Raw genomic sequence first — 26,987 nt, forward strand, 5'->3', positions numbered from 1 at the left:
CCCCCAGAAAAAGTTGCTAAGATCGCAGTGTAACGGAAAGTAAAGGCCGCTCCCATGAAGCGCATTGTGATCATCACCGGGTTTGAAGCGTTTAATGCCAGCTTGTATCGGAATGCTGCCCAAAAGGCGATCGCCCGTTGTCCTAACCTAGAAGTCTTGACCTTTAATGACCGGGATTTGGCTAGCCAACCAGAGGCCGTGGCCCAAGCTTTACAGGGGGCCGATGTTTTTTTCGCCAGTCTGATTTTTGACTATGACCAGGTGATTTGGCTGCGGGAACGGGTCGAAAATATTCCGGTGCGCCTTGTGTTTGAGTCGGCCCTGGAACTCATGGCCTTGACCCGATTAGGCAAGTTTGTCATCGGCGAGCAACCCAAGGGGATGCCGAAGCCGATTAAATTTATCCTCAGCAAATTCACCAACAGCAAAGAAGAAGATAAGCTCGCTGGCTACCTAAGTTTCCTCAAGACCGGGCCGAAGCTGCTGAAATATATTCCCGCGAAAAAAGTTCAGGATCTGCGCAATTGGCTGATTATCTATGGCTATTGGAATGCGGGCGGAACGGACAATGTGGCGGCCATGTGTTGGGCGATCGCCGAAAATTACTTGGGTTTAAATATTGGGGAATTGCCCGCTGTGGTGGAAACACCGAATTTGGGCCTGCTCCATCCCGACCATGATGGCTATTTCCTCAGTCCCCAGGCTTATCTCGACTGGCATCGCCACACCTTTCCGGAGCAAAAATTAAACCCCATCGTTGCCGTCCTCCTCTACCGCAAACACGTTGTCACCAAGCAGCCCTACATTCCCCAACTGATCCGCAAATTTGAAGCCGATGGGTTGGTGCCCCTGCCGATTTTTATCAATGGTGTCGAAGCCCATGTAATCGTCCGGGATTGGCTCACTACCGACTACGAACAGCACCAAAGGCTCCATGGCCAGGTGGAGATTAAATCTCTAAAAGCCGATGCAGTCAAGGTTGAGGGTATTGTTTCGACGATTGGTTTTCCCCTGGTAGGTGGCCCGGCCGGTTCTATGGAAGCGGGGCGGCAGGTGGAGGTGGCCAAAAGTATCCTCAGCGCGAAAAATATTCCCTATCTCGTTGCAGCTCCCTTGTTAATCCAAGACCTCCATTCTTGGACAAGGCAAGGGATTGGCGGCCTCCAAAGTGTGGTGCTCTATGCCCTGCCGGAACTGGATGGGGCGATTGATACGATTCCTCTCGGTGGTCTCGTCGGGGAAGATATTTACTTGATCCCCGAACGGGTGAAACGGCTCACAGGACGACTAAAAAATTGGATTCGCCTGAAAAATACCGCCCCAGGCGATCGCCAATTAGCCATTTTGCTCTATGGGTTTCCACCGGGCTATGGGGCAACGGGAACGGCAGCGTTGTTAAATGTCCCTAAAAGTTTGGTCAATCTTCTCAAAACGCTCCAGGCTCAGGGTTACGATGTGGGAGATTTTCCGGAGGATGGGGAGGAAATTATTCGTTTGGTGAAAGCTGCCGACGAAGCCTACCGCCTTGATCCCGCCTTGGTGCCCCAGCAGACCCTGGAAAATATCGATCTCAAAACCATGGATCGTTGGTTGGGTTATCTTCTGACCCAGAAAATTGAAAAACAATGGCAAAGTTTAACGAATACGGGTCTGAAAACCTTTGGGGGCAAATGTCAGGTGGGCGGTGTCCAGTTTGGGAAGGTGTGGATCGGCGTGCAGCCGCCCCTAGGCATTTCTGGTGACCCGATGCGGTTGATGTTCGAGAAAGATTTAACGCCCCATCCCCAATATGCTGCTTTTTATAAATGGCTCCAAAATGAGTTCCGCGCCGATGCCCTGATTCACTTTGGGATGCATGGGACGGTGGAATGGTTACCTGGTTCGCCCCTGGGAAATACCAGCTATTCGTGGTCGGATATTTTGTTGGGAAATTTGCCGAATTTATATATTTACGCGGCGAATAATCCTTCAGAATCAATTTTGGCGAAACGACGCGGCTACGGCACCCTGATTTCCCACAATGTACCTCCCTATGGTCGGGCCGGTTTATACAAAGAACTGTTGGTGCTGCGGGATTTGATTGGGGAATACCGCGAAGATCCAGAGAAAAATGACGCCCTTCGCCCGGACATTATTCAAAAAATTATTGATCTGGGCCTGCCGGAAGATTGCCCATTTACAGTAGGCCAGGAGCAGGGGATCGCATTTACTGTTGCAAATGCCCCCTTATTCAGCAAAACCGCCCTCCAAAATTATTTCGTCCAAATTTATGAATACCTACAAACCCTAGAGCAACGTCTCTTTTCCTCTGGTCTCCATGTCCTGGGGGAAAAACCTAGCCCCGCAATTATCCAAAGTTACCTCGCAGCCTATTTTGGCGATCGCCTTTCGGCAAATATTCTTACCAAGGTGGCCCAGGGAGAGCCTGAAATTACCTGCGATCAACCGGAACTCCTGGCAGAAGCACGGGAAATTGGCGATCGCCTTTTACAAACGGACGACGAAATCACGAACTTGCTCAAGGGTTTAAACGGCGAATATCTTCCCCCGGCCCCTGGGGGCGATCTGCTGCGGGATGGCCTGGGAGTTTTGCCCACCGGACGCAATATCCATGCCCTCGATCCCTACCGGATGCCTTCCCCGGCGGCCTATGCTCGCGGTCGGGAAATTGGCAAAAAAATTATCCAGCAACACCTTGAGGAAACGGGCAATTATCCAGAAACGGTGGCGGTGATGCTCTGGGGTTTGGATGCCATTAAAACAAAGGGAGAATCCTTGGGGATTCTGCTGGAATTGGTGGGGGCAAAACCCATCAAGGAAGGGACGGGGCGCATCGTCCGCTATGAATTATTGCCCCTGGCAGTCGTCGGCCATCCCCGCATCGATATTTTGGCGAATCTGTCGGGCATTTTCCGGGATAGCTTTGTCAACATCATTGAACTACTGGACGATCTATTCCACCGGGCCGCCACCGTAGACGAAGATCCTGCGCAAAATTTTATCCGCAAGCACAGTCTCGAACTCCAGGCCGAAGGAGTCGAAAATACCACCGCCCGCCTCTTCTCCAATCCTGCTGGGGATTTTGGCTCTCTAGTTAATGATCAAATCGTCGAAGGCAACTGGGACAACAGCGACGAACTGGCGAAAACCTGGGAAGGCCGCAATCAATACAGTTATGGTCGCAATGATAAGGGTCAGGCACGCCCAGAGGTCTTGAAAAAATTACTCCAAACAGGCGATCGCCTCGTGCAAGAAATTGACTCCGTGGAATATGGCCTCACAGATATCCAGGAATACTACGCCAATACTGGTGGCCTAAAAAAAGCGGCGGAAAATGCCAGCGGTAAAACCGTTACAGCTAGCTTTGTGGAAAGTTTCTCGAAGGACACAACGCCCCGAAAATTAGAATCGGTGCTGCGCATGGAATACCGATCTAAACTGCTCAACCCCAAGTGGGCTGAGGCGATGGCTGATCAGGGGTCTGGGGGAGCCTATGAAATTTCCCAGCGAATGACAGCTTTAATCGGTTGGGGCGGTACAGTCGATTTCCAGGATCAATGGGTCTATGACCAAGCCGCAGAGACCTATGCCCTCGATACAACGATGGCGCAAAAATTGCGAGAGGCCAACCCCGAAGCCTTTCGTAACATTGTCGGGCGGATGCTGGAAGCCCATGGGCGCGGTTTCTGGGAAGCTTCCGACGAAAAATTACAAAAACTAAGTGATCTTTATGACCTTACAGACGATGTTTTGGAGGGAATTACAGTCTAAATTATTTCCCTTCACCAAATATCGGCAAGGCACTAATTTCAAAAAAAAACACACCCTTCGGTATTTTTAATTTGTTAAAAAATATATGACCATACCAGATAAGCATAGATATGCCATGATTGCACTTTTAGCTGAGTCTTTTATAAAAAAAACAAAAGATTTTCATCATAAGACAATTTTCGCTACTACCATTAATAATTAACATCTTCGGTGACTTGATGGCAGCTCATTATTGTATGGGTAAGATCTATGCATGAATATTTAATTTATATCCACGGCGTTTCACCAGAAAATAATCCAGATCAAACTGAAACTTACGATCAGCTCCATAAAGGTGTTGGGAAAGTCAGCACAAATTTCCCCAATCGTTCAGACTGGGAAAAAGCAAAACGTTGTGACATAAAATGGGGATCAGAGCAAAATCCTGTTCTAGAAGGCGACCATTTGTTGGCAAAGGCGCAGGATGAATTAGCAAAGAAGTTACTCGGTCACATACAACAGACTTCGGACTGGACAATCAATCCTGCTCGGTTACTTCTCTCCACATTGAGAGAACTGATGATTCGGGGCTTTTCAGATATGTTTTATTATGTTTCCCAAGATGGGAAAAGAAGTATTCGGAGAAGTGTTTCATCTCAGATTATTCAATGTATTCAAGAGCCTTTAGAAAAAAAAGAGCCTATATCGTTAACTTTTTTAGGACATAGTGCTGGTTCAGTAATTGCCTTTGATTTCCTTTTTTATCTTTTTGCGTCCCAGTCTATTCTGAGTAATAAAGACCATGATTTTATCGAGGTTGGCAATGAGGATAGTTCAGAAGTCAATCATATCCTGCAAGATTTTGAAAAGCTACGAAAATTAGCAGACAATAAAAGACTCCGAGTGCGTCGCTTATTTACTTTTGGTTCTCCTATTTCAATGCTGGCTTTTCGCAGTAATGCCTTTCTAGATATTCTTGCTCAAGGAAATGCGTTAAATTTCCATGATTATGGTTTGGCAGACAATCCGGAAGTATTTGGCCAATCTTTGAATGGAGCACGATGGATTAATTTTTGGGATAAGGACGATATTATTGCTTGGCCAGTCGAGGGTTTGATGCAAGAATCTAGTGCCATTAAAGATATATATGTAGATATAGGAGATCATATTTCTACTGTTCATAATCTTTATTGGGACAGCAAAAAAGTTCATGAAGAAATTGCAGCATTATGGTAAAAAATCATTAGTGTGGATTTCTGGCAAGCCGTCTAAATATTTCAGCAATAAAGTTAAAATAAATGATTGATTTCTATGGATAGTTTCGGATAGCGATCGCCCCATTTTGACCACCAAACCCAAAGCTGAAACAAAGGGCATTGCGGAGGAGATGGTGCTGGGCTTTTGGGACGAAATTGAGATCAAATTCCGGCTGTTCTAGGCCCACACAGGGAAATAGCCGTTGTTCCCGCAGCATCAAGAGCGAGAACGCAACCCCCAAAGCCCCCGATGCGCCGAGAGTATGCCCCGTTGCCCCTTTACTGCCACTGACAAAGGGACGCTGGGGAAACAACGTTTCGATCATCGTTGCTTCGGCTTGATCATTTAAACGGGTACTGGTGCCGTGGGGATGAATGTGATCTATATTTTCGGGTTCCAGGCCAGCCCGCTCTAAACATTGGGCGATCGCCTTCATTGCGACCTGATAATTACCTTGGGGCGCGCTCATGTGGTGGGCATCACAGGTAAAACTCCAGCCGAGGATTTCCCCGTAAATTTTGGCGTTTCGTTGCTGGGCTGATTCTAGGGTTTCGAGCAGAAAGATCGCCCCCCCTTCCCCTAAAACCAAGCCTTCCCGCCGCTGGTCAAAGGGAAAACAGCCCGTCGTCGCCAAAGCCCCCATTTTCTGGAACCCCGTAATGCTTAAAGGTGTGACGGGAGATTCCACTGCTCCGGCTAACACCTGTGGGCGATCGCCCCGTTGCAAAAGTTCAAAGCCCTGGGCGATCGCCCATAATCCGGTGGTACAAGCCCCCATCGGTGCTAAAACTGGCCCTTGGGAGCCAACTTGCTGGGCCGTGGCGATCGCCAATTGGTTGGGTAAATAAGTTAACCAATTCTCTAATCCCCTCTGATGTCCTTGTTGGTCGTCGTACCGCAGCTTTTCCCACTGCCCCTGAAAGCCCCGACTGGAGCCGATCACAATCCCGCAATGTTCTAAAGGCGGTTCTAGGCCAGCATCTACGAGGGTCGCCTCAACGAGCGATCGCCGCAAAATTTCTAAATCTACAGGCGCTTTTCCCAACATCGCCACCGGAATAACAGATAAATCCCGAAACGGTTGCCGCAATTGGATCGCGCTTTCTCCCCGTTGTAATTTTTGCCAAGCCTGGTGGCGATCGCCCAGGGCACAGCGTAAACCCAGGCCCGTTATCATTACCCGCACCATATCAATATCCCGTCACTAAGCATCAAAAATTTTGCGTCAGCCTGTCGATTTCTGGCGATCGCCGTTACCGTAGGATGTTGCAACCGATTATTCTCACCAAGGAAACTTACCACCGTGCCCAATCCTCCCCTGATCATTGTGCGCCACATCTTCCTGTTCGGACAAGCGGTTTCTTTGCCGGCCAATGCCTTTACCGGATTGGTGAATACTTTAATTTTGTTGCTGTTGGTGGCGACGGTCGTGGCACTGGTGACCCGCTGGCTGAGGATTCCCTACGTGATTGGTCTGGTGCTGGCAGGGTTGTTGATCCCCAAACAAATTCTCTCCGATGCCATTGGCTTGAATCCTGAGGTTATTCTCAATTTATTCTTGCCGATTCTAATTTTTGAGGCGGCGATCAATACCGATATCAGTCGTTTGCGGAGCACCATTAAACCGATTGCCCTTTTAGCGGGGCCTGGGGTGCTTTTGGCGGCGACAATCACCGCTTTTTTCCTGAAGGTCAGCTTAGATTTAGCTTGGCTAACGGCCTGTGCGGTGGGCGTTATTCTCACGATTACAGATACGGTGTCGGTGATTGCGGCGTTTCGGACGGTGCCAGTACCAGGGCGACTGGCGACCATTGTGGAAGGAGAAAGTTTGTTTAACGATGGGATTGCCCTTGTTCTGCTAAATATCGTGACCACCATTCATCTGCAAGGTTCGTTTAGCGTCGGGGAAGGGGTTGAACAAATTTTAATTGCCTTTGTGGGGGGTGGCTTGCTGGGCCTGGGTCTGGGTTATTTGTGCATTGGCTTGTTCCGGCAGTTGGATGACCCCCTCAGTAATATTTTGTTGACGGTGGCGGTTTCTCTGGGCACCTTTCAAATTGGTCAAGCCTTGGGGGTTTCTAGTGCGATCGCCGTGTTGATCGCGGGACTTTTGATCGGCAACGTGGCGCTGCGAGAATGCTCCGGCTCCGTAACAATTACGCTCCTGAATTTCTGGGAATATGCGGGATTTGGGGTGAATACCTTCATTTTTTTGTTTGTGGGGATTGAGGTCGCACCTTTATCGTTGTTACAGACAATTCCGGCAGCTTTACTGGCGGTGGTGGCCTATCAAGTGGGGCGAATTTGTTCGATTTATCCTCTGCTATCGGTGCTGAAATTTTTTGACCGCCCCTTGCCCCTCCGCTGGCAGCACGTACTCATTTTCGGTAATGTGAAAGGCTCTTTGTCCATGGCCCTCGCCCTCGGTTTGCCTTTAACCCTCCAAGGGCGATCGCAGGTGATTACCCTCGTGTTTAGTACCGTCCTAGTTTCCCTGATTGGTCAAGGTTTGAGCTTGCCTTGGTTCGTGAAAAAGCTCCAACTCGCCAAGCCTTCCCCCGTCCGCCAACATCTCGAAAATTTGCAACTTAATCTAATCGCCGCCAAATCTGCCCAGGAGGAACTGAAGGAACTGTTGCAGAGTGGCAGTTTGCCAAAATTCCTCTACGAAGAACTCTTTGCCAGCTACCAGGCCCGCATTGCCAACGCCGAGGAAGAGCTGCGGGGACTTTATAATCAGCGCCTCACCCAAAAACTGAGCCAGTTTGAAAACCAAGCTTATTTAGAAGGGTTGCGCCATCGCCTCTTTCTCGCGGAAAAAAGTGCCATCAACGAAGCGATTCTCAAGGGTTTAATCAGTGATGAGACGGCCCGGCCCTATTTACAGGAGTTGAACCAAAAAATTCTCGCCTTGCGGGATCCCTAAACGACACACAACCCCATAAAGTCCACCAACTGGTGTACCAGTTCTGGTTTGGTGACAGCGAGGATTGTCGAACCGCTCTCTAGGAGGGTGCTGCCATTGGGGATTTGTAATTCTTCGTGGGGGTGCGCTTGGTAGCCGATTACTAATGTCCCGGCAGGAAACCGATGATCCTGGGCCAGTTCTGCGACGCTCCGGCCAACAATGGCGCAATTTTCAGGAATCGAGAGCTTTAAAACTTCGATTTGTCCCTGTTCAAAATGCATCATCGCATCGACTTCGGGATATTCGATGGCATTGACCACGCGATTGAGGGCCAGTTCTGTGGTGCTGATAATGTGGGTTGCCCCCGCGAGTTTGTAGGGCTCGATAAAGTCGCGATCGCGCATCCGAACAATGATTTGCGGGACACCATAGTGTTTGCAGAGAGTCACCAAAGCGAGATTGAGGGCATCGTCCCGGAGCGTGGCAATGACGGCGTTGGCTTTGCGGATGCCAGCTTCGATGAGGACACTGGTTTTAACGGCACTTCCTTCAAAGGCCATGACACCAATTTTTTCGCGGGCATCCTGACAAGCGGCCGGATCGGTATCAATGATCGCAACGGTGTGGTTCATTCGTTGGAGGGTTTTGGCGAGATCTCGTCCCATCATCCCGGCACCACCGATTAAAACGTACATGGGGTTTCTCCTTGGTAACTGGAAAAAAGGCGATCGCCTTTTGCCTTGATCATGAAGAGTTCTGACAGCGATCGCAATGGCCACAGCGGAAGTCTTTGGCCTGGTCATGGAAACCAAAACTGTCGATTAAAAATTGCCAGCGGCAGGTTTTTTGTCGCCAAAAGGTTTGTAGCTGGCGAACAGCGTGGATTTGTTGCTGTTTCAGAAGTGTGAAGGCTTTCGGGTCTAAGGTTGGCTGACGTTCGTAGGTAAACGGATCCCGCCAGCGGAGTTGTCCGGTGCTGTGTAAAATCCCTAGGCTTAATTCTGCCTGGTGATCGAGTTCTAAAATGCTGCCCTGGAGAGGAAGGGTCTGGGCCAATTTTGCGGCGTGGCGGATCTGCTTTTGGAGATTTTGTTGGAAAAAGCGCGTGCGATTTTTATCCTCCGGGTTTAAAAGGCCTGTGGGTTCACTGACCAAACTTAGGGCTGTGCTTTTTTTTCCATCGCGGCCGGCGCGACCAATTTCCTGGAGATACTCCGCCAGCAGACTAGGGGGATGGTAGTGAAGAATCCAGCGCACATCAGCTTTATCAATGCCCATCCCAAAGGCATTAGTACAAACGACAAATTGTAAGCGCCCCGTTTGCCAATCTTTTTCCTGTTGGCGGCGATCGCCTGGACTAAGACCCGCATGGTAGGCCGCTGTCTGATAATTTTGTTGCCCCAGGGTCATGGCTAGGGCTTCCGCCTCCCGCCGCGACCGGACATAAATCAACCCCGACGCCTTGGCATTGGTTTGTAGCAATCGGTGCAACTGGTCTCGTTTGCCCTTGGGACTCCAAACGGTGCGGCTCGCTAACTGTAAATTGGGGCGATAGGGACTCTCGACAAATTTTTTTGGACTCTTGAGCTGGAGGGTTTGGCTGATACTCTTTCGAGCTTGGGGATCAGCGGTGGCCGTAAAAGCGGCGATCGCCATTTTTGTGCCCTTGGGTTTGTGGCGTAGTAAGGCGGGACGCACAGCCCCTAAGCGTCGGTAGGCCGGACGAAAGGTATCCCCCCACTGCACCAAACAATGGGCTTCATCGAGGATTAAACCATTCACCTTGAGCTGGGGTTGAATCAGTATTTCCCAAACCGGGGGACTTAAAAGGGTTTCTGGCGATAGATACAGCAAGCGCAACTGGTTTTTGGCTACTGCCTGCAGGGTTTGCCACCGCTCTAATTTTGACAACTGACTGTGGAGGAGTCGGGCCGGGAGGCGTTTTGCCTGGAGAGTTTGCACTTGATTTTCCATGAGAGCGACCAAGGGAGAAACCACCAGGGTCAGACCCGTTTGTAAAATAGCTGGCAGTTGAAAACAAATGGATTTGCCGCCACCGGTGGGCATGATAATCAAAGCATCCTGTCCGGCGAGTAAACTGTGGATAATCTGATCCTGGGGTGGCCGAAAGTCATCGTAGCCCCAAATTTGTTGGAAGGTGTGCTGTACCTGCGCCCAAGTCTGTGTCATTTTTTCGTGAGTTTCTCGCTACACCGTTCATTTTCAAGGCGAAACCCGTACAATAATGGAGTTTTGCGAACCTTTAAGAATCTAAAAAAGCAATGCCCACTGCTACTTTGCTAGTGTCTTGTCCGGATCAACAAGGTCTGGTTGCGAAAATTGCCAACTTTATCTACGCCAACGGCGGCAATATTATCCACGCCGATCAACATACGGATCTTAGCGTTGGTTTATTTCTGACGCGCATCGAGTGGGAGCTAGACGGATTCAACCTGCCACGGGAGGTCATTGAACCTGCTTTCGGGGCGATCGCCAAACCGTTGGGGGCGACCTACAGCTTACATCTTTCTGACCAGGTTCCCCGGCTGGCCATTTGGGTCACAAAACAGGATCACTGTTTGCTGGATCTCCTCTGGCGACAACAAGCTAAAGAACTCAAGGCAGAAATTCCCCTCATTATTAGCAATCACCAGGAACTAGAGGCGATCGCCCAACAATTTAAGATTGATTTTCACCATATCCCGATCACCAAAGCTACCAAGGCGGAGCAAGAAGCGAAACAATTGGCCCTGTTGCAGGAATACAACATCGATCTGGTGATCCTCGCCAAATATATGCAGGTGCTTAGTCCTGATTTTCTCGGCAAGTTTAACCAGGTGATCAATATCCACCATTCCTTTTTACCAGCCTTTGCGGGGGCGAAACCCTACCACCGCGCCTACGACCGAGGTGTAAAAATCATTGGTGCCACGGCCCACTACGTCACCCAGGATCTCGACGAAGGGCCGATTATCGAACAGGATGTGGTGCGGGTCAGCCACCGGGATGACGTGAAAGATCTAATTCGCAAAGGCAAAGATTTAGAACGTATTGTTTTATCTCGAGCCGTCCGCCTCCATCTGCAAAATCGCGTTTTAGTTTACGGCAACCGCACCGCCGTCTTCGCCTAAAAATCCTCCCTTGAGGGAGGTGGCCGATAGGCCGGAGGGTGTGTGTCCCTTAAGGGAGGTGGCGCAGCTTAAGATTTCCCCTTTAGGGGAACTAAAGGGGTGTATAGGGTTTGCACCTGGGTAATCGGCAAACGGGAGGCCACAGGCAAATCTAGCGGGGAGCGATCGCCTTTTTGAAAATGTTCTGCCGCTGCACAGGCGATCATCGCCGCATTATCCGTACAGAACTTGAGGGGCGGGAAATAAACCTGAATTCCTGCTTCCGCTGCCGCTGCCGTCAAAATTTCTCGTAAACCACTGTTTGCTGCCACACCACCACCGACCACAATGGTTTGCAGTTGGCGATCGCCTGCACACCGCACCGCCCGTTTTGTCAGAGCTTGGGCGACAGTGTACTGGAAACTTGCGGCAATATCTTCTACTGGGATGTCCTTACCCGCCGCTTCAAACTGCTGCACCAAACGCAGCACCGCCGTTTTTAGACCACTAAAACTGCAATCGTAGGGATGGTAACCCCCGCCCGGTAAGGAAATTCTCCCCTCTGGCAACTTAAAGGCTTGGGGATCTCCTGTTTTGGCCAGACGATCAATCACTGGCCCCCCCGGATAACCCACCTTCAGCAACCGTGCCACCTTATCAAAGGCTTCTCCAGCCGCATCATCGCGGGTTTCCCCCAACAGTTCATATTCCCCACAACCGCGCACCTCAATGAAGCTCGTGTGCCCCCCAGAAACCAAGAGACAGAGAAAAGGCGGTTTTAACTCCGGTTGACTGAGGTAGCTGGCATAAATGTGTCCCTCTAGGTGATGAACGCCAATAAAAGGCTTGTTATGCACCATTGCTAACGTTTTTCCGGCGGCCGCTCCCACCAACAAAGCCCCCACTAAGCCCGGCGCACAGGTCGTGGCGATCGCCTCAATTTCAGACCAGCTCAACCCCGACTGCTCAAAGGCCGTGTCAATACAAGCATTGATACTTTCTAAATGGTGCCGTGATGCTACTTCTGGCACAACGCCGCCAAATTCCCGATGAATGTCGATTTGTGAAGCAACCACATTGCCAAGAACTTTACGATTATTAACAATTGCAACGGCAGTTTCATCACAACTTGTTTCGATTGCTAAAACAATGCTCATATATCGGTATAACTTAGATTTAAGTTAACAACTTTAACCTTTTTTGCCTTTACTCGATACGCTGGTCACAGTAATATTGCTTCCAAAGTACAAATGGATTGGCGTATCTTTTGTACAAAAAACTTAATTATTTTGTAACAAAAGGAAACAAACTTATGCAACGTTTCGTAGCTGTTGTTTGCGCCTTTGCTCTCTCTTTAACTTTGTGGCTGGGTTTTGCTTCCCCCGTGAAAGCAGATTCTTTGTCTCACTTAACCCCCTGTAGTGAGTCCGCCGCTTATAAACAAAGAGCAAAGAACTTCCGCAACACCACCGCAGACCCGAACTCCGGTCAAAACCGTGCCGCTGCTTACTCTGAAGCCCTCTGTGGCCCCGAAGGTTTGCCCCACCTCATCGTGGACGGCCGTCTTGATCATGCCGGTGAATTTTTAATTCCAAGTATTCTCTTTCTCTACATTGCTGGTTGGATCGGCTGGGCTGGTCGCGCTTATCTGATCGCAGTCCGTGATGAAAAAGATGCGGCAATGCAAGAAGTCATCATCAATGTCCCCCGGGCGTTTAGCTTGATGTTGGCTGGTTTTGCTTGGCCTTTGGCTGCTCTGAAAGAATTTACTTCCGGTGAGCTAGTCGTGAAGGATGCGGATGTCCCCATCTCTCCTCGCTAGGTTTTCATTTTTAAGTATTTATCATTCTTTTTGGAGTAAATAAATGGATAAGTTCTTATCTTCTGCGCCGGTGTTGTTGACCGCAATGATGGTTTTTACGGCCGGACTACTAATTGAGTTCAACCGTTTCTTCCCTGATCTTTTATTCCACCCGTAGGTTTAAATAAAACATCACTGGGATTTTGGTTTTAATAATCTAATAAAACAACAGCACTGGGAATAGTCTCAGTGCTTTTTTAATTGGTTCGACTTGATTTTTTTTGACTTTGTAGCGGCAGAAAGGCAATCAAGGAAATTGACCCGAATCGAATTAGAAGAAAGCCGTCATTTTGACTCTTTTGTGAAAAGATCATGCCCATAAACAAAGACTACAAAACCTTGAAATCATCAAATATTTTGCCTTTTCAATAAAGCAACACCTTCACAAATTAGACCGAAAAAGTTAATCAAAAACGCAGACAACCTTTTCCCGATCTCCGCAAACAGAGTTTGATTTTTTGGGCATTAATTTCAAAATTTAGTTTGTCGCTTTAGCCCCGATTTTAGGTTCGGTACCAGCGATGATTCTTTGGATATTACTGCGATGGCGCACAATGACATAAATACCAGCGATCGCCCCAAAGAGGATGTAGGGGAGGGGCTGCTGTAAAACAATCATCAAAAGCATCACGGCGATCGCCCCACTGATCGAACTCAGGGAAACGATTTGGGTTAAAGTAATTGCCGCTGCAAAGGTGACGATAGTGCCCAGGGCCACCCAAGGAGCCATAATCAACAGAACACCGATGCTGGTGGCAACGGATTTGCCGCCGTTAAAGCCAATGAAAATAGATTTGCTGTGGCCCAAGACAGCGGCGATCGCCACGGCCATGGTGAGCCAATATTGGTCATAGTTGGCAGGAAAGGCAATCCATTCGGGGTGGGTATAAAGCAGCTTAAAAAATAAGATCGCCGCAACGCCCTTGAGCGCATCGAAAAGCAACACCGTGATCCCCGCTTTTTTACCGAGGGTTCTGAGGACGTTGGTCGCCCCTGTGGAACGGGAACCATAATCGCGGATATCAATTCCCTTGAGCCACTTGCCAGCTAGGTAGCCCGTGGGAATAGCGCCCAATAAATAGGCCACTCCGATGCAAAAGGGGGCGATCGCCAACGAAAGATTCATAACCCATTACTCCGATGCAGAAAACACGTGCGAAAACTTAGAAAAAGTAAGAAGAATCGGACTGGGGTTCTGGCGCAAATGCAAGCCACAACGGGTATTGCAGCAACGACAGATTAATATTGTCCTCAGCCTCATCAATAATGATTAGCGGTAGTCTATCATCTTCTACGAGTCGATCCGCCTTTTGGACGAGGGCATCGGGACTTTCAAATAAAATGACCCCAGAGTTTGGCCCAAAGTCACTGCGGGAGATGCCTAAACAGTCCTGTAAGCCCCGCCGCCATTCGCCGAGTCGTTCTGGGGTATTAGCCAAAATCAAGGCCCGGAGGCGATCGCCATAGAGACTGTAGAGCACCGATAAACTGGCCGAAGCCACAAGAATATTTTGCAGACGGCTACCCATACTCCGGATCGCGCCCCGTCCACCTTGGTCAAAGAACCATTTCTTTACCCGTTCGCTATGGATCGGCTCGAAGGTGCGGCGCAGTTGCCAAGGGGGGCCATAGTAGTCCGGCGACATCTGGTATTGATCCAGCATTTCCTGGATTCGACGCGCCTTGGCGGCAAAACTTTGCTCCGAAAACTGGGGCGGGGTTAATTTTTGAGGAGGAGGCTCCGGGGTCGGTACTGGTGACGGTGCCGCAGACCAATCTTGATCAAAGCTGGGTAAATCTAACTGCTCGGCGGCGATCGCCAAATCCTGCAAGCTCCCGATGAGATAGTCCTTAAACCCTTGTACCCGCACGGCAATTTCTTGGGACGTACCCGCAAAGGTGGTGCGCATTTCCTCACGGATTTTGTCCCGGCGTCGTTCCAATTGGGCAACAGATTTTTGCAGACTTGCCTGTCTGTCTTCGAGGGTTTGGAGTCCTGTGGCCATCAACCGTTCTAGTTGAGCTTGGAGATCTCCCGTTTCCGTTTGTAAGAGGGCCGCTTTTTCTGCCTTCAGTGCGGCAATCTCTGCCAGAAGAGTCTCTTTTTCTGCCTGTAATTTTTCTAAGTCGGTGTTGTCTGTCGTGGTCTCTGGGGTCTGGTCTGGCGCAGGAGTTGAAGCACTGGCATCAGTCTCGGTACCACTCGCTTCAGAGGGCAAATTTAATGGTTCTTTGGGAGTGGGTTGCAGATCTAATTTGGGTCGGTCTTGTTGGGGGTCTGAACTCATAAAAGTTTGTCCTTAGGGGCAACGGGTGACAACGCAGGGGAAAGCGTCATTAATGAAGGGTGTTAGTCTTGGCGGGGGCAGCGCGCTTCGAGAACCTGCTGGAGAGTGCGGGGGTCAAAAATAATCGGTAAAAAATGAATGCTATTGATTTCTTTAAAGTAAAACAGGATGGGAACCCTTGTCCAAAAGATGCGCCAATTTTGCCATTCGCGATAGGGGAAACGCCGAATGCGATCGCCGCTGCGATAAACATCTAAATCCGTGGCGGTGAATTCTAGTCGCAGGGTTACTGCTTGAAAAAGTAAAAATAGACCAAATAAAGAGGCGATCGCCCCCACCCAAATTTGCCAGAGGGCCAGGGGAATCCCACTAATAATCAGCACCAGGGGAATGTTATAGCTAGGCCGTAATTCCACCGTTGGCGGCAGTTGATCGCTGAGCTGAGGTGACGGAGAAGCAGAAGTCATTGCTGTGGGGGCTTTAGGGTGAGCAGGGGGGAATTCCAATTTTAACGCCAAGCCTTTCCCCATTAAAGATTTTCTGATTTGAAGCACAAAAACAAAGAATTTGACGCGAAACCCAGAAAATTACCGGCCTTTCTGGAAAAAAACTCTTACGATAGGGAGATGCTTTTCTCAGATTCTCCCAATGTTTTCTAAGCTCTTCATCAAGAAGCCTATTTTTGCCCTGGTTTGTGGTGTGATCATTTTACTGGTCGGTCTCATTACGATTCCCAGCCTCCCAGTTGCCCAGTTTCCCCAAATTAGTCCCACCCAAATCAGCATCACCGCTAGCTACACCGGGGCCAGTGCTGAAGTGGTAGAGCAAACCGTTACCAATATCCTTGAAGCAGAACTCAACGGGATCGAAGGTCTCAGATATCTTTCCTCCACCAGTAGTAACGACGGTCTGAGCACCATTGTGGCCACCTTTGATGCGAGCCGTAATGAAGACCTGGCCGCCGTTGATATCCAAAACCGACTTGCCGCCGTCACCTCACAACTGCCCGCAGAAGTCCAGCGAAACGGAGTCAGGGTGGCGAAAAGCAGCAATAACATTGTCCTTGGGGTCGGTTTGTACTCCGAGGCGGGCGAATATGACGATGTCTTTCTCAGTAACTATGCCGATAATTATCTACTCGATGCCCTCCGCAAATTAGAGGGGGTCGGTAATGTCCAAATTTTTGGGGAACGTCGCTATGCGATGCGGGTCTGGCTTGATCCCAATCGTCTGGCGGCCCGTCGCCTCATCCCCCAGGACGTAGTCGCCGCAATCCAAGAACAAAATCGCCTGGTGGGGGCTGGACAGTTGGGCCAATCCCCTGCCCCCGCCGGACAACAGTATCAGTTTGACTTAGAAATTCAAGGGGGACGCCTGGGAACAGTACCAGAGTTTGAAGAACTGGTTCTCAAGGTTGATGAGCAGGGTCAGATTATTAAACTGCGGGATGTGGGCCGCGTTGAGCTGGGAGCGGAGAGCTACAACACCACTGTCCGCTACCGGGGCAACCAGGCCGTCGGGATTGGGATCTTCCAGCGGCCGGGGAGTAATGCCCTGGATGTGGCAAATCGCGTCATTGCGGAGATGGAAGTCCTTTCGGAACAGTTTCCGCCTGGGTTGGATTATCGGATTGCTTTTAATACGACCGATTATGTGGCGGCATCGATGCGGGAAGTGGTGATCACCCTCATCACGGCGATCGCCTTAGTGATTTTTGTGATTTTCCTTTTTCTCCAAGATTGGCGCACAACCCTCGTGCCGACCTTGACGATTCCCATTGCCTTGATTGGGACGTTTATTTTCATTAAACTCTTCAATTTTTCGATTAACAGTCTGACCCTCTTTGGTTTGACCCTCGCGACGGGTCTAGTGGTCGATGATGCGATTGTGGTCGTCGAAGACATTGCCCGGCTCATCCACGAGAAAGGCATGGCCCCAAAACAGGCGGCGATCGCCGCGATGCAAGAGTTGACCGGAGCCGTCATTGCTACCTCCTTGGTGTTGATGGCTGTGTTTATTCCGGTAGCTTTTTTCCCAGGGACGACGGGGGCTTTGTATCAGCAGTTTGCCCTCACCATTGCCTTCTCTATCGCGATTTCGACCTTTATTGCCCTGAGCCTAACGCCTTCCCTTGCTGGGGTTTTGTTGCGCGATCGCCCCGAACCCACCAATGCTTTGGGAAAAGTCTTTAACCAATTCAATCGCTTTCAAAATTGGCTCCGTCGCCGCTACCAAAAAATTCTTTTCCAACTGACCCGCATGAAATATGCCGTGGTGAGTCTTTTTACTGTCCTGCTGGTGATAACCGCCTGGCTTTACCAAATTGTCCCCGGCGCCTTTGTGCCCGAAGAAGACCAGGGCTACATCATCACCCTTGTCCAGGCCCCCCAGGGGGTTTCAATGCAGTTCACCGATGCTGTGATGGCGCAGGTCGAAGCAGAACTCCTCAAAATCCCCGAAATTGATGGCACCTTTGCCATTAGCGGCTTTAGTTTTGGGGGCGGTAGTCAAGCCAATTCTGGTGTTATTTTTTGTCCCCTGAAACCCTGGTCAGAGCGGACTCGACCCGAACAAACAGCCCAAGGGATCATCGGTCGCCTATTTCCGACCTTTGCGCAAATTACTGAAGCCCGCGTCTTTCCTGTGAATCCGCCGCCGATTCAGGGCCTCAGTAACTTTGGTGGTTTCCAGTTCCAACTCCAAGACCGCAGTGGACGTGCTGCCATCCAGGATTTGGTGGGAGCCATGGGACAACTGCTAGGTGCTGCGAACCAAGATCCTGCCCTCCAAGGAGTATTTAGTACCTATGCCGCCAATAATCCCAAGTATGACCTTGAGATTAAACGGGATTTTGCAAAGGCGAAAAATATCAATATTGCCCAGGTCTATGGCACCTTACAAACGGCCTTTGGGTCTACCTATGTCAATGACTTTGATTTGGGTCAGGATAATTATCGGGTCTATGTTCAGATGGATGGCCTGTTTCGGGATAATCCAGCGGATATTGGTCAGGTTTATACCCGCTCCGACACAGGCGAAATGGTTTCCCTAGGGCAGTTATTCACCGTCACACCCGGCTCTGGGGCGCAAACCATTAACCACTACAATCTGTTGCGTTCCATTGAAATTAATGGTTCTGCGGCTCCGGGGGTCAGTTCTGGTGAAGCTTTACAAACGATGGAACGCATCGCCCAGCAAACGTTACCCCGCAGTTTTGGTTATGAGTGGGCGGGTACAGCCTTAGAGGAAATTGAGTCTGGTGGCCAAGCACCGATTATCTTTGGTTTGGGGCTGGTCTTTGTCTTTTTGGTTCTAGCCGCGCAATACGAAAATTTCTTGGATCCGGCGATTATTTTACTTTCAGTACCGTTAGCGATCTGTGGTGCTTTGACGGCATTGGTGCTTAGGGGCTTCCCTAATGATGTGTATTGCCAGGTGGGGCTGGTGATGTTGATTGGTTTGGCCAGTAAAAATGCGATCTTAATTGTGGAATTTGCAAACCATTTGCGTGGCGAAGGGTTATCGATTACCAAAGCCGCCATTGAGGCCGCGCGGGAACGACTCCGACCAATTTTGATGACAGCGATCTCGACCTTATCGGGGATCTTTCCCTTAACATTGGCAACGGGGGCCGGGGCCGCCAGTCGTCAGTCTTTGGGGACGACGGTCTTTGGGGGAATGCTAGTGGCGACTTTGTTGAGTTTGTTTGTGGTGCCGATTTTGTATATTTTGGTGACTTACCTGAGTGAATCTTTATTGGGTCACCGACTGTCAAAGGATGAGGTATAGGATTTTGCTCTGTAAGTTTGCAATGGTAAAACAAATGATCTGGACACGACGCGTTTGGCAAGGGTTGGGTACAGTGGCCTTGGCGATCGCCTTCACGACCGCTTGCACCGAGGTTCCCAATGGAGATAATCAGCCCCCGGTGGTGAATGAACAGCCTCCCACTGAGAATAATCAGCCCCCAGACGGCGAAGATCCCACCGACAATAATCCAGATTCAAATCCTGGGGAAACGACGCCCCAGCCGACGGTTTATTGGCTTAAAGATGAAGGCGATCGCCTGGCTTTGGCTCCCGTCGAAGTGACCCCCACCGCAGAAACCCCCACAGGCCAACTGGAAAATCTGTTTACCCAATTGCTCACAGAAACCCCAGAGGATGGCCTCAGTAGCACAATTCCCCCCGGTACCGAACTGTTGAGCCTGATTATCCAAGGGGATGGTATCGTGGTGAATCTGTCCGAAGAGTTTCAGTTTGGCGGCGGCAGTGCCTCGATGATTGGTCGCGTTGCCCAGGTGCTCTACACGGCCACCAGCCTTGATCCCACCGCCGGGGTGTGGTTCCAAATCGAAGGGGAACCTTTGGAAGTGCTGGGGGGCGAGGGGCTAGAAATTGCCCAGCCCATGACCCGCGACAGTTTCACAACGGACTTTGATCTTTAATTAGCCTCTCAATTAGCCCATTTCAAAGATGAGGCTGACCTTTTCGCCCCGGCCAAAATCGAGGCGATCGCCGTTTTGCAGCAGATGTTTTTCCTTGGGTTCCAACAAAACGCCATTGAGGTAAGTGCCGTTGGAACTCCCCACATCCAGGATGTAATACTCAAAACCATTATCACTCCACAAATTTGCGTGGAGTCGGGAGACAACATCGCTATTGGGCAACGGCGATAAATCAACTTCCGGCGGATATTGGGGATTCGGTTTACCAATGTGGACAATGGAAACCTTCGGGATCGCCAGCACCGTATCCGTTTGCACATGGCGAAATTGGGGTTGGGGTAGCTGTAGGGTCGTCGCCCCGGCGTCGGTAGGGACTGGCTCTGGTGGTGCGACCGTCCCAGGGAGTAAACCCATTTCTGTTTGTACGTCCTGGTAAGCCCGTTTAATGAGATGGGTCGCCACCGTTTGAATGCCGGTATGGGTAAAGTAATTGGTGGTTTGATCCAAAAAAGCAGCCACTAAATCGAGATTGTCGTCGGCAAATTCAATAAATCGCCCCAACTGACTAAATACAGAGCTACGGGACACACCGGTTTTCGCGATCCAGTTTTGCATCCAGCCCCGCACAGCCTCGAAATTTTCGCTTAAAAAGCCCAGCTTGGAAGCGGTATCTTCCCCTGGCAGAGCCGAACCAAGTACCGTATAACCGCTATTATTTTGCACTTCGGTTTGATCGACCTGGCCAATGATGCTGTGGACTTTTTCGAGGAAATCCGGCCCCAGGGGTAAAAGGCCATCAACACAAACGAGGGTTCCCATGCGCACCAGGGCGGCACCCCGATAGTTTTCTTGGAGGGCCTGGGCGAGAACCTGGGGGTTTGCCTGGGGGAGACCGTTTAGTTTGCAGTAGGCGATCGCCTCGACGGAAATTTTCAGCACGAGATCGATGGTTTGGCTGGTGTCGGCCTTGGGGGTCAATTTACTGAGAAAGCCCAAAAGACCAATTTTTTCGCCAATTTTGTCGGCGAGGGCGGCAGTCCCCAGGGCCGTGTCAGCTCGATCGACGGTTTGGTATAGAAAAATCGCACTCTGGTAACCGTTTTTGGGGTCATCATAGAGGGCGATCGCCGTGTCTCGAATTCGTTGCAACACCTCTGGATTGGTCTCTTGGGTAATTTGGCGGATTGCATCGTCAAATCCCCGAAAATTTATCCATTCCCCTGGAAATAGGGTATCGAGAGCCGTCAAAACTTTTGTGGTGATGTTGTTTTCCGGCAGATTATCAACAAGGGTGACAATGGATTTGGCCATGACGCTCAGCTTCTCCAGGATGGCAGAGGGTTTTGTTGCCCATCGTAGCACCCTATTTGGCGACGGTTCACAGTGGTGAATAAAAGATTATTAAGGCGATCGCCTATCTCTCATTCCAGTAATAATTTTTCGGCGATCGCAATAAACTGACGACTCTACTCAATTAAAATTCAAATATCTTCCGAATTCACGGGATTCAGGATTCTATAAGGTTCAATTGCTCACTAGGTGAAGAATATAATTCTAATTCTAATAGTTGATAGTACTTCTTGATTTCATTTGTAGAAGCATTAAGCTTTGGAAGTTCTAAAATTGTTGCTGTGTAGTATTCACTGATTGTCGCAGAAGAAGCATCTGAGTAAGCAGACTGCATGATTTTACCCTTGATATCCTGATTTGTTTCGATATTTCGTATTCCAAACTTCCAATGTTCCGTGTCAATCTTAAATAGCTGACCGACGATAACATATTCTTTCTCATCTAAAATTTCAACATCTTGGATAGATTCTATAATTCTCGATGCCATCTCAAAACTCATCTGGTGCTTTCTCCCACGATTTAAGGTTGGAGAACACCAATCAATTTCAATACCCGTCTCAGCATCACGAAGAGAGCTGAGAAATTTTTTGTATTTTAAAATTACTTTTTTGGTTGCATAATCACTATTAAGTAATTTTTCTTTATTGTCCAAATAAGATGCTAAACACAAAAAAGAATCTATGGAATTGCCCGCCGTCGAATTTCCAAGTAGATCTAATTCTGATGTTGTTGATGCTACTTCTACTTGAAAAGAACCAGGTGAAAAAATTCTAGTATTTAATTTAGTTCTTCTGCGAATATCTTGATTTGTAAATCTTGGATCAGTATTTTGCAAAACCCCCAACTCTTCTAAAAGAATTTGGAAATTACTGAGAATATCGCCCAAGTCTTTCATGGGAAATTCATGAGTAAATCTAGAACTTATCTGATTGAAAGTTAGAGTTAAGAACTCTCGTTGATGTTTAAGAGCTTCTATAGAATTTTTGGAAGTTTTTATCTTGGGTAGGATAATAGAAAATGAGGTATCAGAAAAATTTAGCTTTGCATCCTCTAAAGGTAAGCACTCAGTATCTAACTCATGAGTTTTTATTGTTTTACATTCCCATTCATCATCTTCACTTACATAAGTGAGTCCATATATATGCAATGTTTCAGCATTTAAAAAGGATTCTCGTAAAAGTATTTCTCCCGTGTGAATTTCTCTCAGTCTCGCAACGGAAACTGGCATGAACAACCAAAAATCATAATCATCTTCTTCATCAACCCATAATCCTAAAAACAGCTTATGAGCTTGATTTTGACACGACAAAAGTCTAGGTCCATTATAATCAACATAGACCTCAAGTATTTCAAGTTCTCCTAATTGTGTTGTAGTTGGAAGAAAACTCATATAAGTGAATTTAAGGATTTACTACATTGAAAATTTCGCAAGGATTAATATTTTTGAGTGGCCACCAAGTGTGATGGGTATTGCCTGTTCTATTTGACGGAGTGTTTTGAATTTCTCCTGTATTTTCTGTAAGTAAACCTTCTGCTGTTTTTCTTTTTCGTAAACTTCTCGATATTTGTTTTGCTAACTCAATTCCTTCTAGATCAGTAAATACAGACAATCCACATGATTGACAATCTTTATCTGGATCATCGAAAAATCTTTCTGGCCTCCTTTCTTTTAGTGATTTAAAGTCTTCCAGAGAAGGTGTGTCATTTTTGATTAAACAATAAACTTTCATCTTTTTGGGAATATCAGCTTCCACTGGTGGACAATTTTTTTCTGGAAGATGATCATGAAATTGCATAGGCAAAATAAATTTTGATTTTGTAACTTTGTTTATAATGGCTTTCTTAATAGACTATAGAGAGGCAAATTTCAAACTTGCCTCTCTATCTTATCGTTTATCTATTGGCGGTTGACATGTCGAAAAACTTAATCAATCCCTTCGATACGATCTTCAACCTCTTGATAAAGCTGTTGGAGACGCTCAAGGTTTTCATCGCTGGTCTCCCAGTACCCACGTCCATTCACTTCCAGTAACGTGCTGACCATCCGGCGGAAGGAATTGGGGTTCAAATCCATCAGACGCTTACACATTTCCTCGTCTTTAATGAAAGTTTCATTGGTATCTTCATAGACCCAGTTATCTACCGCATCCGCCGTTGCCGACCAACCCATTGTATTCACCAGGCGCTTAGACAGTTCCCGCACCCCTTCATAACCGTGGGAGAGCATGCCCTCGTACCACTTGGGATTAAGCAGTTTTGTCCGCGCATCGAGACGCACCGTTTCAGAGAGAGTCCGTACCTGAGCGTTGGCAGTGGTGGTATCGGCAATGTAAGCAGAGGGTTTCTTGCCATCATCCCGCAGAGAAGCAACAACCTTGGTCGGATCAGAGTCGAAATAGTGGGAAACGTCCGTCAAACTGATTTCCGAAGAATCCAGGTTTTGGAAAGTGACATCCGCTTTCTTCAGGGAAGATTCAAACACCTTACGGTTTTCGTCCATTACCCCCGGATTATCGGAGTTGAAGGCGAAGGATTTCCGGTTCAGGTACATATCCTGGAGCTCTTTTTCCTCTTCCCAAGAGCTATTTTCAACGGCGAGGTTCACGTTAGAAGAATAGGAACCAGATGCGTTGGAGAAAATCCGGGTCGCGGCTTGGCGAATGTTAATGCCCATTTCCTCGGCTTGTTCTAGGGCGTGTTTGCGCACGTAGTTCATTTCGAGGGGTTCATTGGCTTCGGCGGCCATTTTCACGGCTTGATCCAAGAGGTTCATTTGGTTGATGAACAGGTCACGGAAGACGCCGGAACAGTTGACCACGACATCGATGCGGGGACGACCGAGTTCTTCGAGGGGAATTAATTCCAACTTGTTAACACGACCAAGGGCATCGGGGACGGGTCTCGCACCGACCATCCACATGATTTGCGCCAAGGATTCACCGTAGGTTTTGATGTTGTCGGTTCCCCAGAGGACGCAGGCGATCGTTTCGGGATATTCGCCGCCATTATCGAGCTTTTGTCGCTCAATCAGGCGATCCACCACAACTTTTGCGGATTGGACTGCCGCAAGGGTCGGGATTGATTGGGGATCGAGGGCGTGAATATTTTTGCCCGTGGGGAGGACATTGGGGTTGCGGATCGGGTCGCCACCGGGGCCGGGAAGGACATACTCACCTTCGAGGGCTTTGAGTAAACCGCCAAGTTCTTTGTCGGCACAAACCTGTTCGAGACAGAATTCAAGGTAATCGAAGAGGGGTTTTAGGAGTTCCTGATCAACGTTTTTGTAACCTGCTTCGTGGAGAGCTTCCACCCAAGGGGCTTTTTTGCCCATGTTGAAGAAGTTGAGCTTGGAAACTAGAGACACACGACCTTCGGCGTTCACTTGCTCCATCACCAGCGCACGAACGGCAGCACGGGTCGCTTCGGTGATGTCTTGAAGCAAGTTCACATCTTCAAGGATGCCCTGATCACTGTTGCGGTAGATTTCTTCCATGTTGCGCCCGATGCTCTTGGCGATGATCGTGGGGAGGCTCCAAATACCTTCTTCTTCGCGGTCGAGGCTGGCAATGTTCACCAGGGTGGCGATCGCCTCTTCAGCCGTAGGAGGTTTACCGATGACATGGAGACCACAGGGTAACAGACGGGATTCAATCTCCATCAACTTTCGGTAGACAATGCCCACCATGTTGTCTCGCTCATCCTGAGACATTTGGGCCGCATCTGTTTCGGGAATCTCGATATCCTTATCGAGGTTGCAGATCCGGGCTTGATCCATGATCGTATTCACGATCTGTACACCCCGCGCCCCATCCTTCAGGGTTTGGTAGGAGCCGATCAATTCGCTAAGTTCTTTCAAGCCCTTGTACAGACCCGCATTTTCTGCCGGGGGAGTCAGATAGGAAATTGTATTCGCATAACTCCGCCGTTTGGCGATCGTTGCTTCCGAAGGGTTATTGGCGGCGTAGTAGTAGATGTTGGGAATATTACCGATCAAATTGTCGGGATAGCAATCGCCAGACATCCCCATTTGTTTACCCGGCATAAATTCCAGCGAACCGTGGGTACCGAAGTGCAGCACCGCATCCGCGCCCCAAACCCGCTCAAGGTAAGTGTAGTAGGCAGCAAAGCCATGGTGAGGACTAGCGGAACGGGAGAACAGCAAGCGCATCGGGTCGCCTTCATAGCCAAAGGTGGGCTGTACACCAATAAACAGATTGCCGAAATGCTTCCCATAGATCAGCAGGTTTTGACCGTCGCTGTTGAGTTCACCGGGAGGCGTACCCCAATTTTCTTCCAGGCGTTTGGAATAGGGGGTCAGTTCTTCATATTCCGGCACACCCATGCGATAGGCGATGTTTAACTCAGGGGAAGCGTATTGCGCCTGGGCATCATGGATGATTAGCTCTAACAGCTCTTTGGGAGTTTCAGGAATATCTTGAATGTCGTAGCCGTTGTCCCGTAGACCCTTCATTACTTCATGGATCGAGCCAAAGACATCGAGGTAAGCGGCGGTGCCGATATTGCCTTTGTCGGGGGGGAAGCTAAAAATTGTAATGGCGAGTTTTTTCTCTAGCTTGGGCTTCTTCCGGAGATTCGTCCATTTCAAAGCACGGGTGGCGATCGCCTCAACCCGATCCTGCAACGTAATCGCCCGACCTGTAGCCCCGTCACGACCAGAAAGAATAATTGGTTCAATTGCCCCATCCAGTTCTGGAATCGCAATTTGGAGCGCCACTTGGATTGGGTGCAGACCGAGATCACTTTCTTCCCACTCCTCTGTGGTTTGGAAGACCAACGGCAGCGCCACCATGTAGGGACGGTTCAACCGCTTGAGGGAATCAATGGCTTTGGGGTGATCCTGACGCGCCGGGCCACCGACGAGGGCAAAACCAGTTAGGGAAACCACCGTATCCACCAGAGGTAATTTTTCGACCCCGGCGACCGTGTTATCCCAGAAAAATTCATCCACAGGCTTCGAGAAATCAAGGCCCCCGGCAAAGATGGGGATCACCTTTGCGCCGCGATATTCCAACTCCTGGAGCATGGCGACATAGTGGGCATCATCTCCGGTTACGAGGTGTGTCCGTTGCAGCACGAGGCCAATACAAGGGGCGAGGGGATCTTTCAGTTCGTCACTAATATCATCGCGGCTGTTGTACCACTGGAGATATTCTTTAGTGTCTTCAAACATTTTCGGGGCGAGGGGATGCCAAATACCCATGTCTGGGTAGACTACCGGCTCGGCATAATCGGCTTTATCGAGCTTCTCAGCCCCCTTGAGGATGTACTTGTCGGTCATCATCAACAGGAAGTTTTCCAAGTTATCGGGGGAACCACCCAACCAGTATTGGAAAGACAGCATGAAGTTGCGGGCATCCTGGGCTTTTTCAACGGGCAAATATTTTAAAACCTTCGGCAATGTCCGGAGCAGCTTGAGCATGGCATCTTGGAAGGAAGCACCGGATTTTTCCTTCCGCTTTTTCATAAATTCGCCAATAGCACTCTTGGATTGTCCCAACTGTGCCATGGAAAAGGTGCCCATTTTGTTGAGGCGCATCACTTCCGGCATGGAAGGGAAAACAATCGCCGCATCAAGGTTATCCCGGTGGGGCGTCACAGCTTCGACCACCTTTTGGGCGAGGTCTTCAATGAAGATCAAGGAGGCAATAAATAAGTTGGCTTGGGCGACTTCCCGTTTGAACTCTTCGTAGTTATCGGGGTCACGCAGTTCTTCAATCAGATAACCACTAATTTCAACCGCAATCTTTGGGTGGTTCGCGTTAATCGCTTTTACCGCAGCAGAGAGGGCACTCTGGTACTGGGACTCCAACACGACATAGACCACCTTCACTAACGTGCGATTATTGATGTCATCTGGTTTGATGTGGCGAATGGCGGACTTGACGTTAGTGAACATAAATGGTGAGTCTCCTTTACTTGGACAAGTAGATGGATATTAAAAATTTATAACTATTCCCCTGCTCATCATCACATTATATAGAGCAGAAGCTGCTGT

19 protein-coding genes are annotated in these 26,987 nt (G+C 49.0%); 8 read left to right on the forward strand and 11 right to left on the reverse strand.

The genetic code is table 11. The features are described from left to right. The first annotated feature begins 54 nt into the window (after positions 1–54). Positions 55–3,771, forward strand: a complete 3,717-nt coding sequence (gene bchH / locus AWQ23_RS05155) for a magnesium chelatase subunit H (protein WP_062433219.1) — start codon at positions 55–57, stop codon at positions 3,769–3,771. A gap of 249 nt (positions 3,772–4,020) precedes the next feature. After that, entirely contained in the window at positions 4,021–4,986 is a 966-nt protein-coding gene (locus AWQ23_RS05160) for a hypothetical protein (protein WP_062433222.1), read from the forward strand. A gap of 73 nt (positions 4,987–5,059) precedes the next feature. Here the strand turns inward: AWQ23_RS05160 and AWQ23_RS05165 are convergent, their stop codons facing one another. After that, on the reverse strand, positions 5,060–6,193 hold the full coding sequence (locus AWQ23_RS05165) for a beta-ketoacyl-ACP synthase (protein ID WP_062436523.1): 1,134 nt from the start codon (positions 6,191–6,193) through the stop codon (positions 5,060–5,062). Between the two features lie 117 nt (positions 6,194–6,310). Here AWQ23_RS05165 and AWQ23_RS05170 point away from each other — a divergent pair, with 117 nt between their 5' ends. After that, positions 6,311–7,933, forward strand: a complete 1,623-nt coding sequence (locus AWQ23_RS05170; RefSeq protein WP_012306630.1) for a sodium:proton antiporter — start codon at positions 6,311–6,313, stop codon at positions 7,931–7,933. Here AWQ23_RS05170 and AWQ23_RS05175 read toward each other — a convergent pair. Both AWQ23_RS05175 and AWQ23_RS05180 read right to left on the reverse strand, forming a co-directional pair. After that, positions 7,930–8,610 carry a TrkA family potassium uptake protein gene (locus tag AWQ23_RS05175; protein WP_062433224.1) on the reverse strand — a complete coding sequence of 227 codons (681 nt, stop codon included), beginning with the start codon at positions 8,608–8,610 and terminating at the stop codon, positions 7,930–7,932. The genes AWQ23_RS05170 and AWQ23_RS05175 overlap by 4 nt on opposite strands. A gap of 49 nt (positions 8,611–8,659) precedes the next feature. Beyond that, positions 8,660–10,105, reverse strand: coding sequence for an ATP-dependent DNA helicase RecQ (locus AWQ23_RS05180; RefSeq protein WP_062433228.1), 1,446 nt, complete (start codon positions 10,103–10,105; stop codon positions 8,660–8,662). A gap of 92 nt (positions 10,106–10,197) precedes the next feature. On the opposite strand from AWQ23_RS05180, the gene purU reads away from it, so the two are divergent. Then, positions 10,198–11,046, forward strand: a complete 849-nt coding sequence (gene purU / locus AWQ23_RS05185; protein ID WP_062433232.1) for a formyltetrahydrofolate deformylase — start codon at positions 10,198–10,200, stop codon at positions 11,044–11,046. A 68-nt stretch (positions 11,047–11,114) separates the two neighbouring features. On the opposite strand, the gene tsaD is transcribed toward purU, so the two are convergent. Then, positions 11,115–12,182: a tRNA (adenosine(37)-N6)-threonylcarbamoyltransferase complex transferase subunit TsaD gene (tsaD, locus tag AWQ23_RS05190; RefSeq protein ID WP_062433236.1), complete on the reverse strand. Its 1,068-nt coding sequence runs from the start codon at positions 12,180–12,182 to the stop codon at positions 11,115–11,117. A 155-nt stretch (positions 12,183–12,337) separates the two neighbouring features. Between tsaD and AWQ23_RS05195 the strand changes: the two genes are divergently transcribed. Together AWQ23_RS05195 and psaJ are read left to right on the forward strand one after the other, a co-directional pair. Next, entirely contained in the window at positions 12,338–12,847 is a 510-nt protein-coding gene (locus AWQ23_RS05195; RefSeq protein WP_030007236.1) for a photosystem I reaction center subunit III, read from the forward strand. 43 nt (positions 12,848–12,890) lie between these two features. Next, positions 12,891–13,004 (forward strand): photosystem I reaction center subunit IX, encoded by a 114-nt coding sequence (gene psaJ / locus AWQ23_RS15735; protein ID WP_012306636.1) that lies wholly within the window; start codon positions 12,891–12,893, stop codon positions 13,002–13,004. 360 nt (positions 13,005–13,364) lie between these two features. On the opposite strand, the gene plsY is transcribed toward psaJ, so the two are convergent. The 3 genes from plsY to AWQ23_RS05210 all read right to left on the reverse strand — a co-directional run bounded on the left by plsY (position 13,365) and on the right by AWQ23_RS05210 (position 15,641). After that, complete coding sequence (plsY, locus tag AWQ23_RS05200) at positions 13,365–14,012, reverse strand: glycerol-3-phosphate 1-O-acyltransferase PlsY (protein WP_012306637.1); 648 nt, start codon at positions 14,010–14,012, stop codon at positions 13,365–13,367. A 37-nt stretch (positions 14,013–14,049) separates the two neighbouring features. After that, on the reverse strand, positions 14,050–15,174 hold the full coding sequence (locus AWQ23_RS05205) for a DUF3086 domain-containing protein (RefSeq protein ID WP_030007234.1): 1,125 nt from the start codon (positions 15,172–15,174) through the stop codon (positions 14,050–14,052). A 62-nt stretch (positions 15,175–15,236) separates the two neighbouring features. Beyond that, complete coding sequence (locus tag AWQ23_RS05210) at positions 15,237–15,641, reverse strand: DUF3119 family protein (RefSeq protein ID WP_030007233.1); 405 nt, start codon at positions 15,639–15,641, stop codon at positions 15,237–15,239. A gap of 181 nt (positions 15,642–15,822) precedes the next feature. Between AWQ23_RS05210 and AWQ23_RS05215 the strand changes: the two genes are divergently transcribed. Beyond that, positions 15,823–18,963, forward strand: a complete 3,141-nt coding sequence (locus AWQ23_RS05215) for an efflux RND transporter permease subunit (RefSeq protein ID WP_030007232.1) — start codon at positions 15,823–15,825, stop codon at positions 18,961–18,963. Between the two features lie 22 nt (positions 18,964–18,985). Next, positions 18,986–19,621, forward strand: coding sequence for a GerMN domain-containing protein (locus AWQ23_RS05220; protein ID WP_062433239.1), 636 nt, complete (start codon positions 18,986–18,988; stop codon positions 19,619–19,621). 12 nt (positions 19,622–19,633) lie between these two features. On the opposite strand, the gene AWQ23_RS05225 is transcribed toward AWQ23_RS05220, so the two are convergent. The 4 genes from AWQ23_RS05225 to AWQ23_RS05235 all read right to left on the reverse strand — a co-directional run bounded on the left by AWQ23_RS05225 (position 19,634) and on the right by AWQ23_RS05235 (position 26,888). Further along, positions 19,634–20,932: an FHA domain-containing protein gene (locus AWQ23_RS05225; RefSeq protein WP_062433242.1), complete on the reverse strand. Its 1,299-nt coding sequence runs from the start codon at positions 20,930–20,932 to the stop codon at positions 19,634–19,636. A 196-nt stretch (positions 20,933–21,128) separates the two neighbouring features. Further along, entirely contained in the window at positions 21,129–22,361 is a 1,233-nt protein-coding gene (locus AWQ23_RS05230) for a DUF6575 domain-containing protein (RefSeq protein WP_062433246.1), read from the reverse strand. Positions 22,362–22,371: 10 nt separating this feature from the next. Next, positions 22,372–22,767, reverse strand: a complete 396-nt coding sequence (locus AWQ23_RS15975; protein WP_198158695.1) for a hypothetical protein — start codon at positions 22,765–22,767, stop codon at positions 22,372–22,374. 128 nt (positions 22,768–22,895) lie between these two features. Then, positions 22,896–26,888 carry a magnesium chelatase subunit H gene (locus AWQ23_RS05235; RefSeq protein WP_062433249.1) on the reverse strand — a complete coding sequence of 1,331 codons (3,993 nt, stop codon included), beginning with the start codon at positions 26,886–26,888 and terminating at the stop codon, positions 22,896–22,898. Between the last annotated feature and the right edge of the window lie 99 nt (positions 26,889–26,987).

The organism is Picosynechococcus sp. PCC 73109, assembly GCF_001521855.1.
In the GTDB taxonomy this organism is placed as follows: Bacteria; Cyanobacteriota; Cyanobacteriia; order Cyanobacteriales; family MRBY01; genus MRBY01.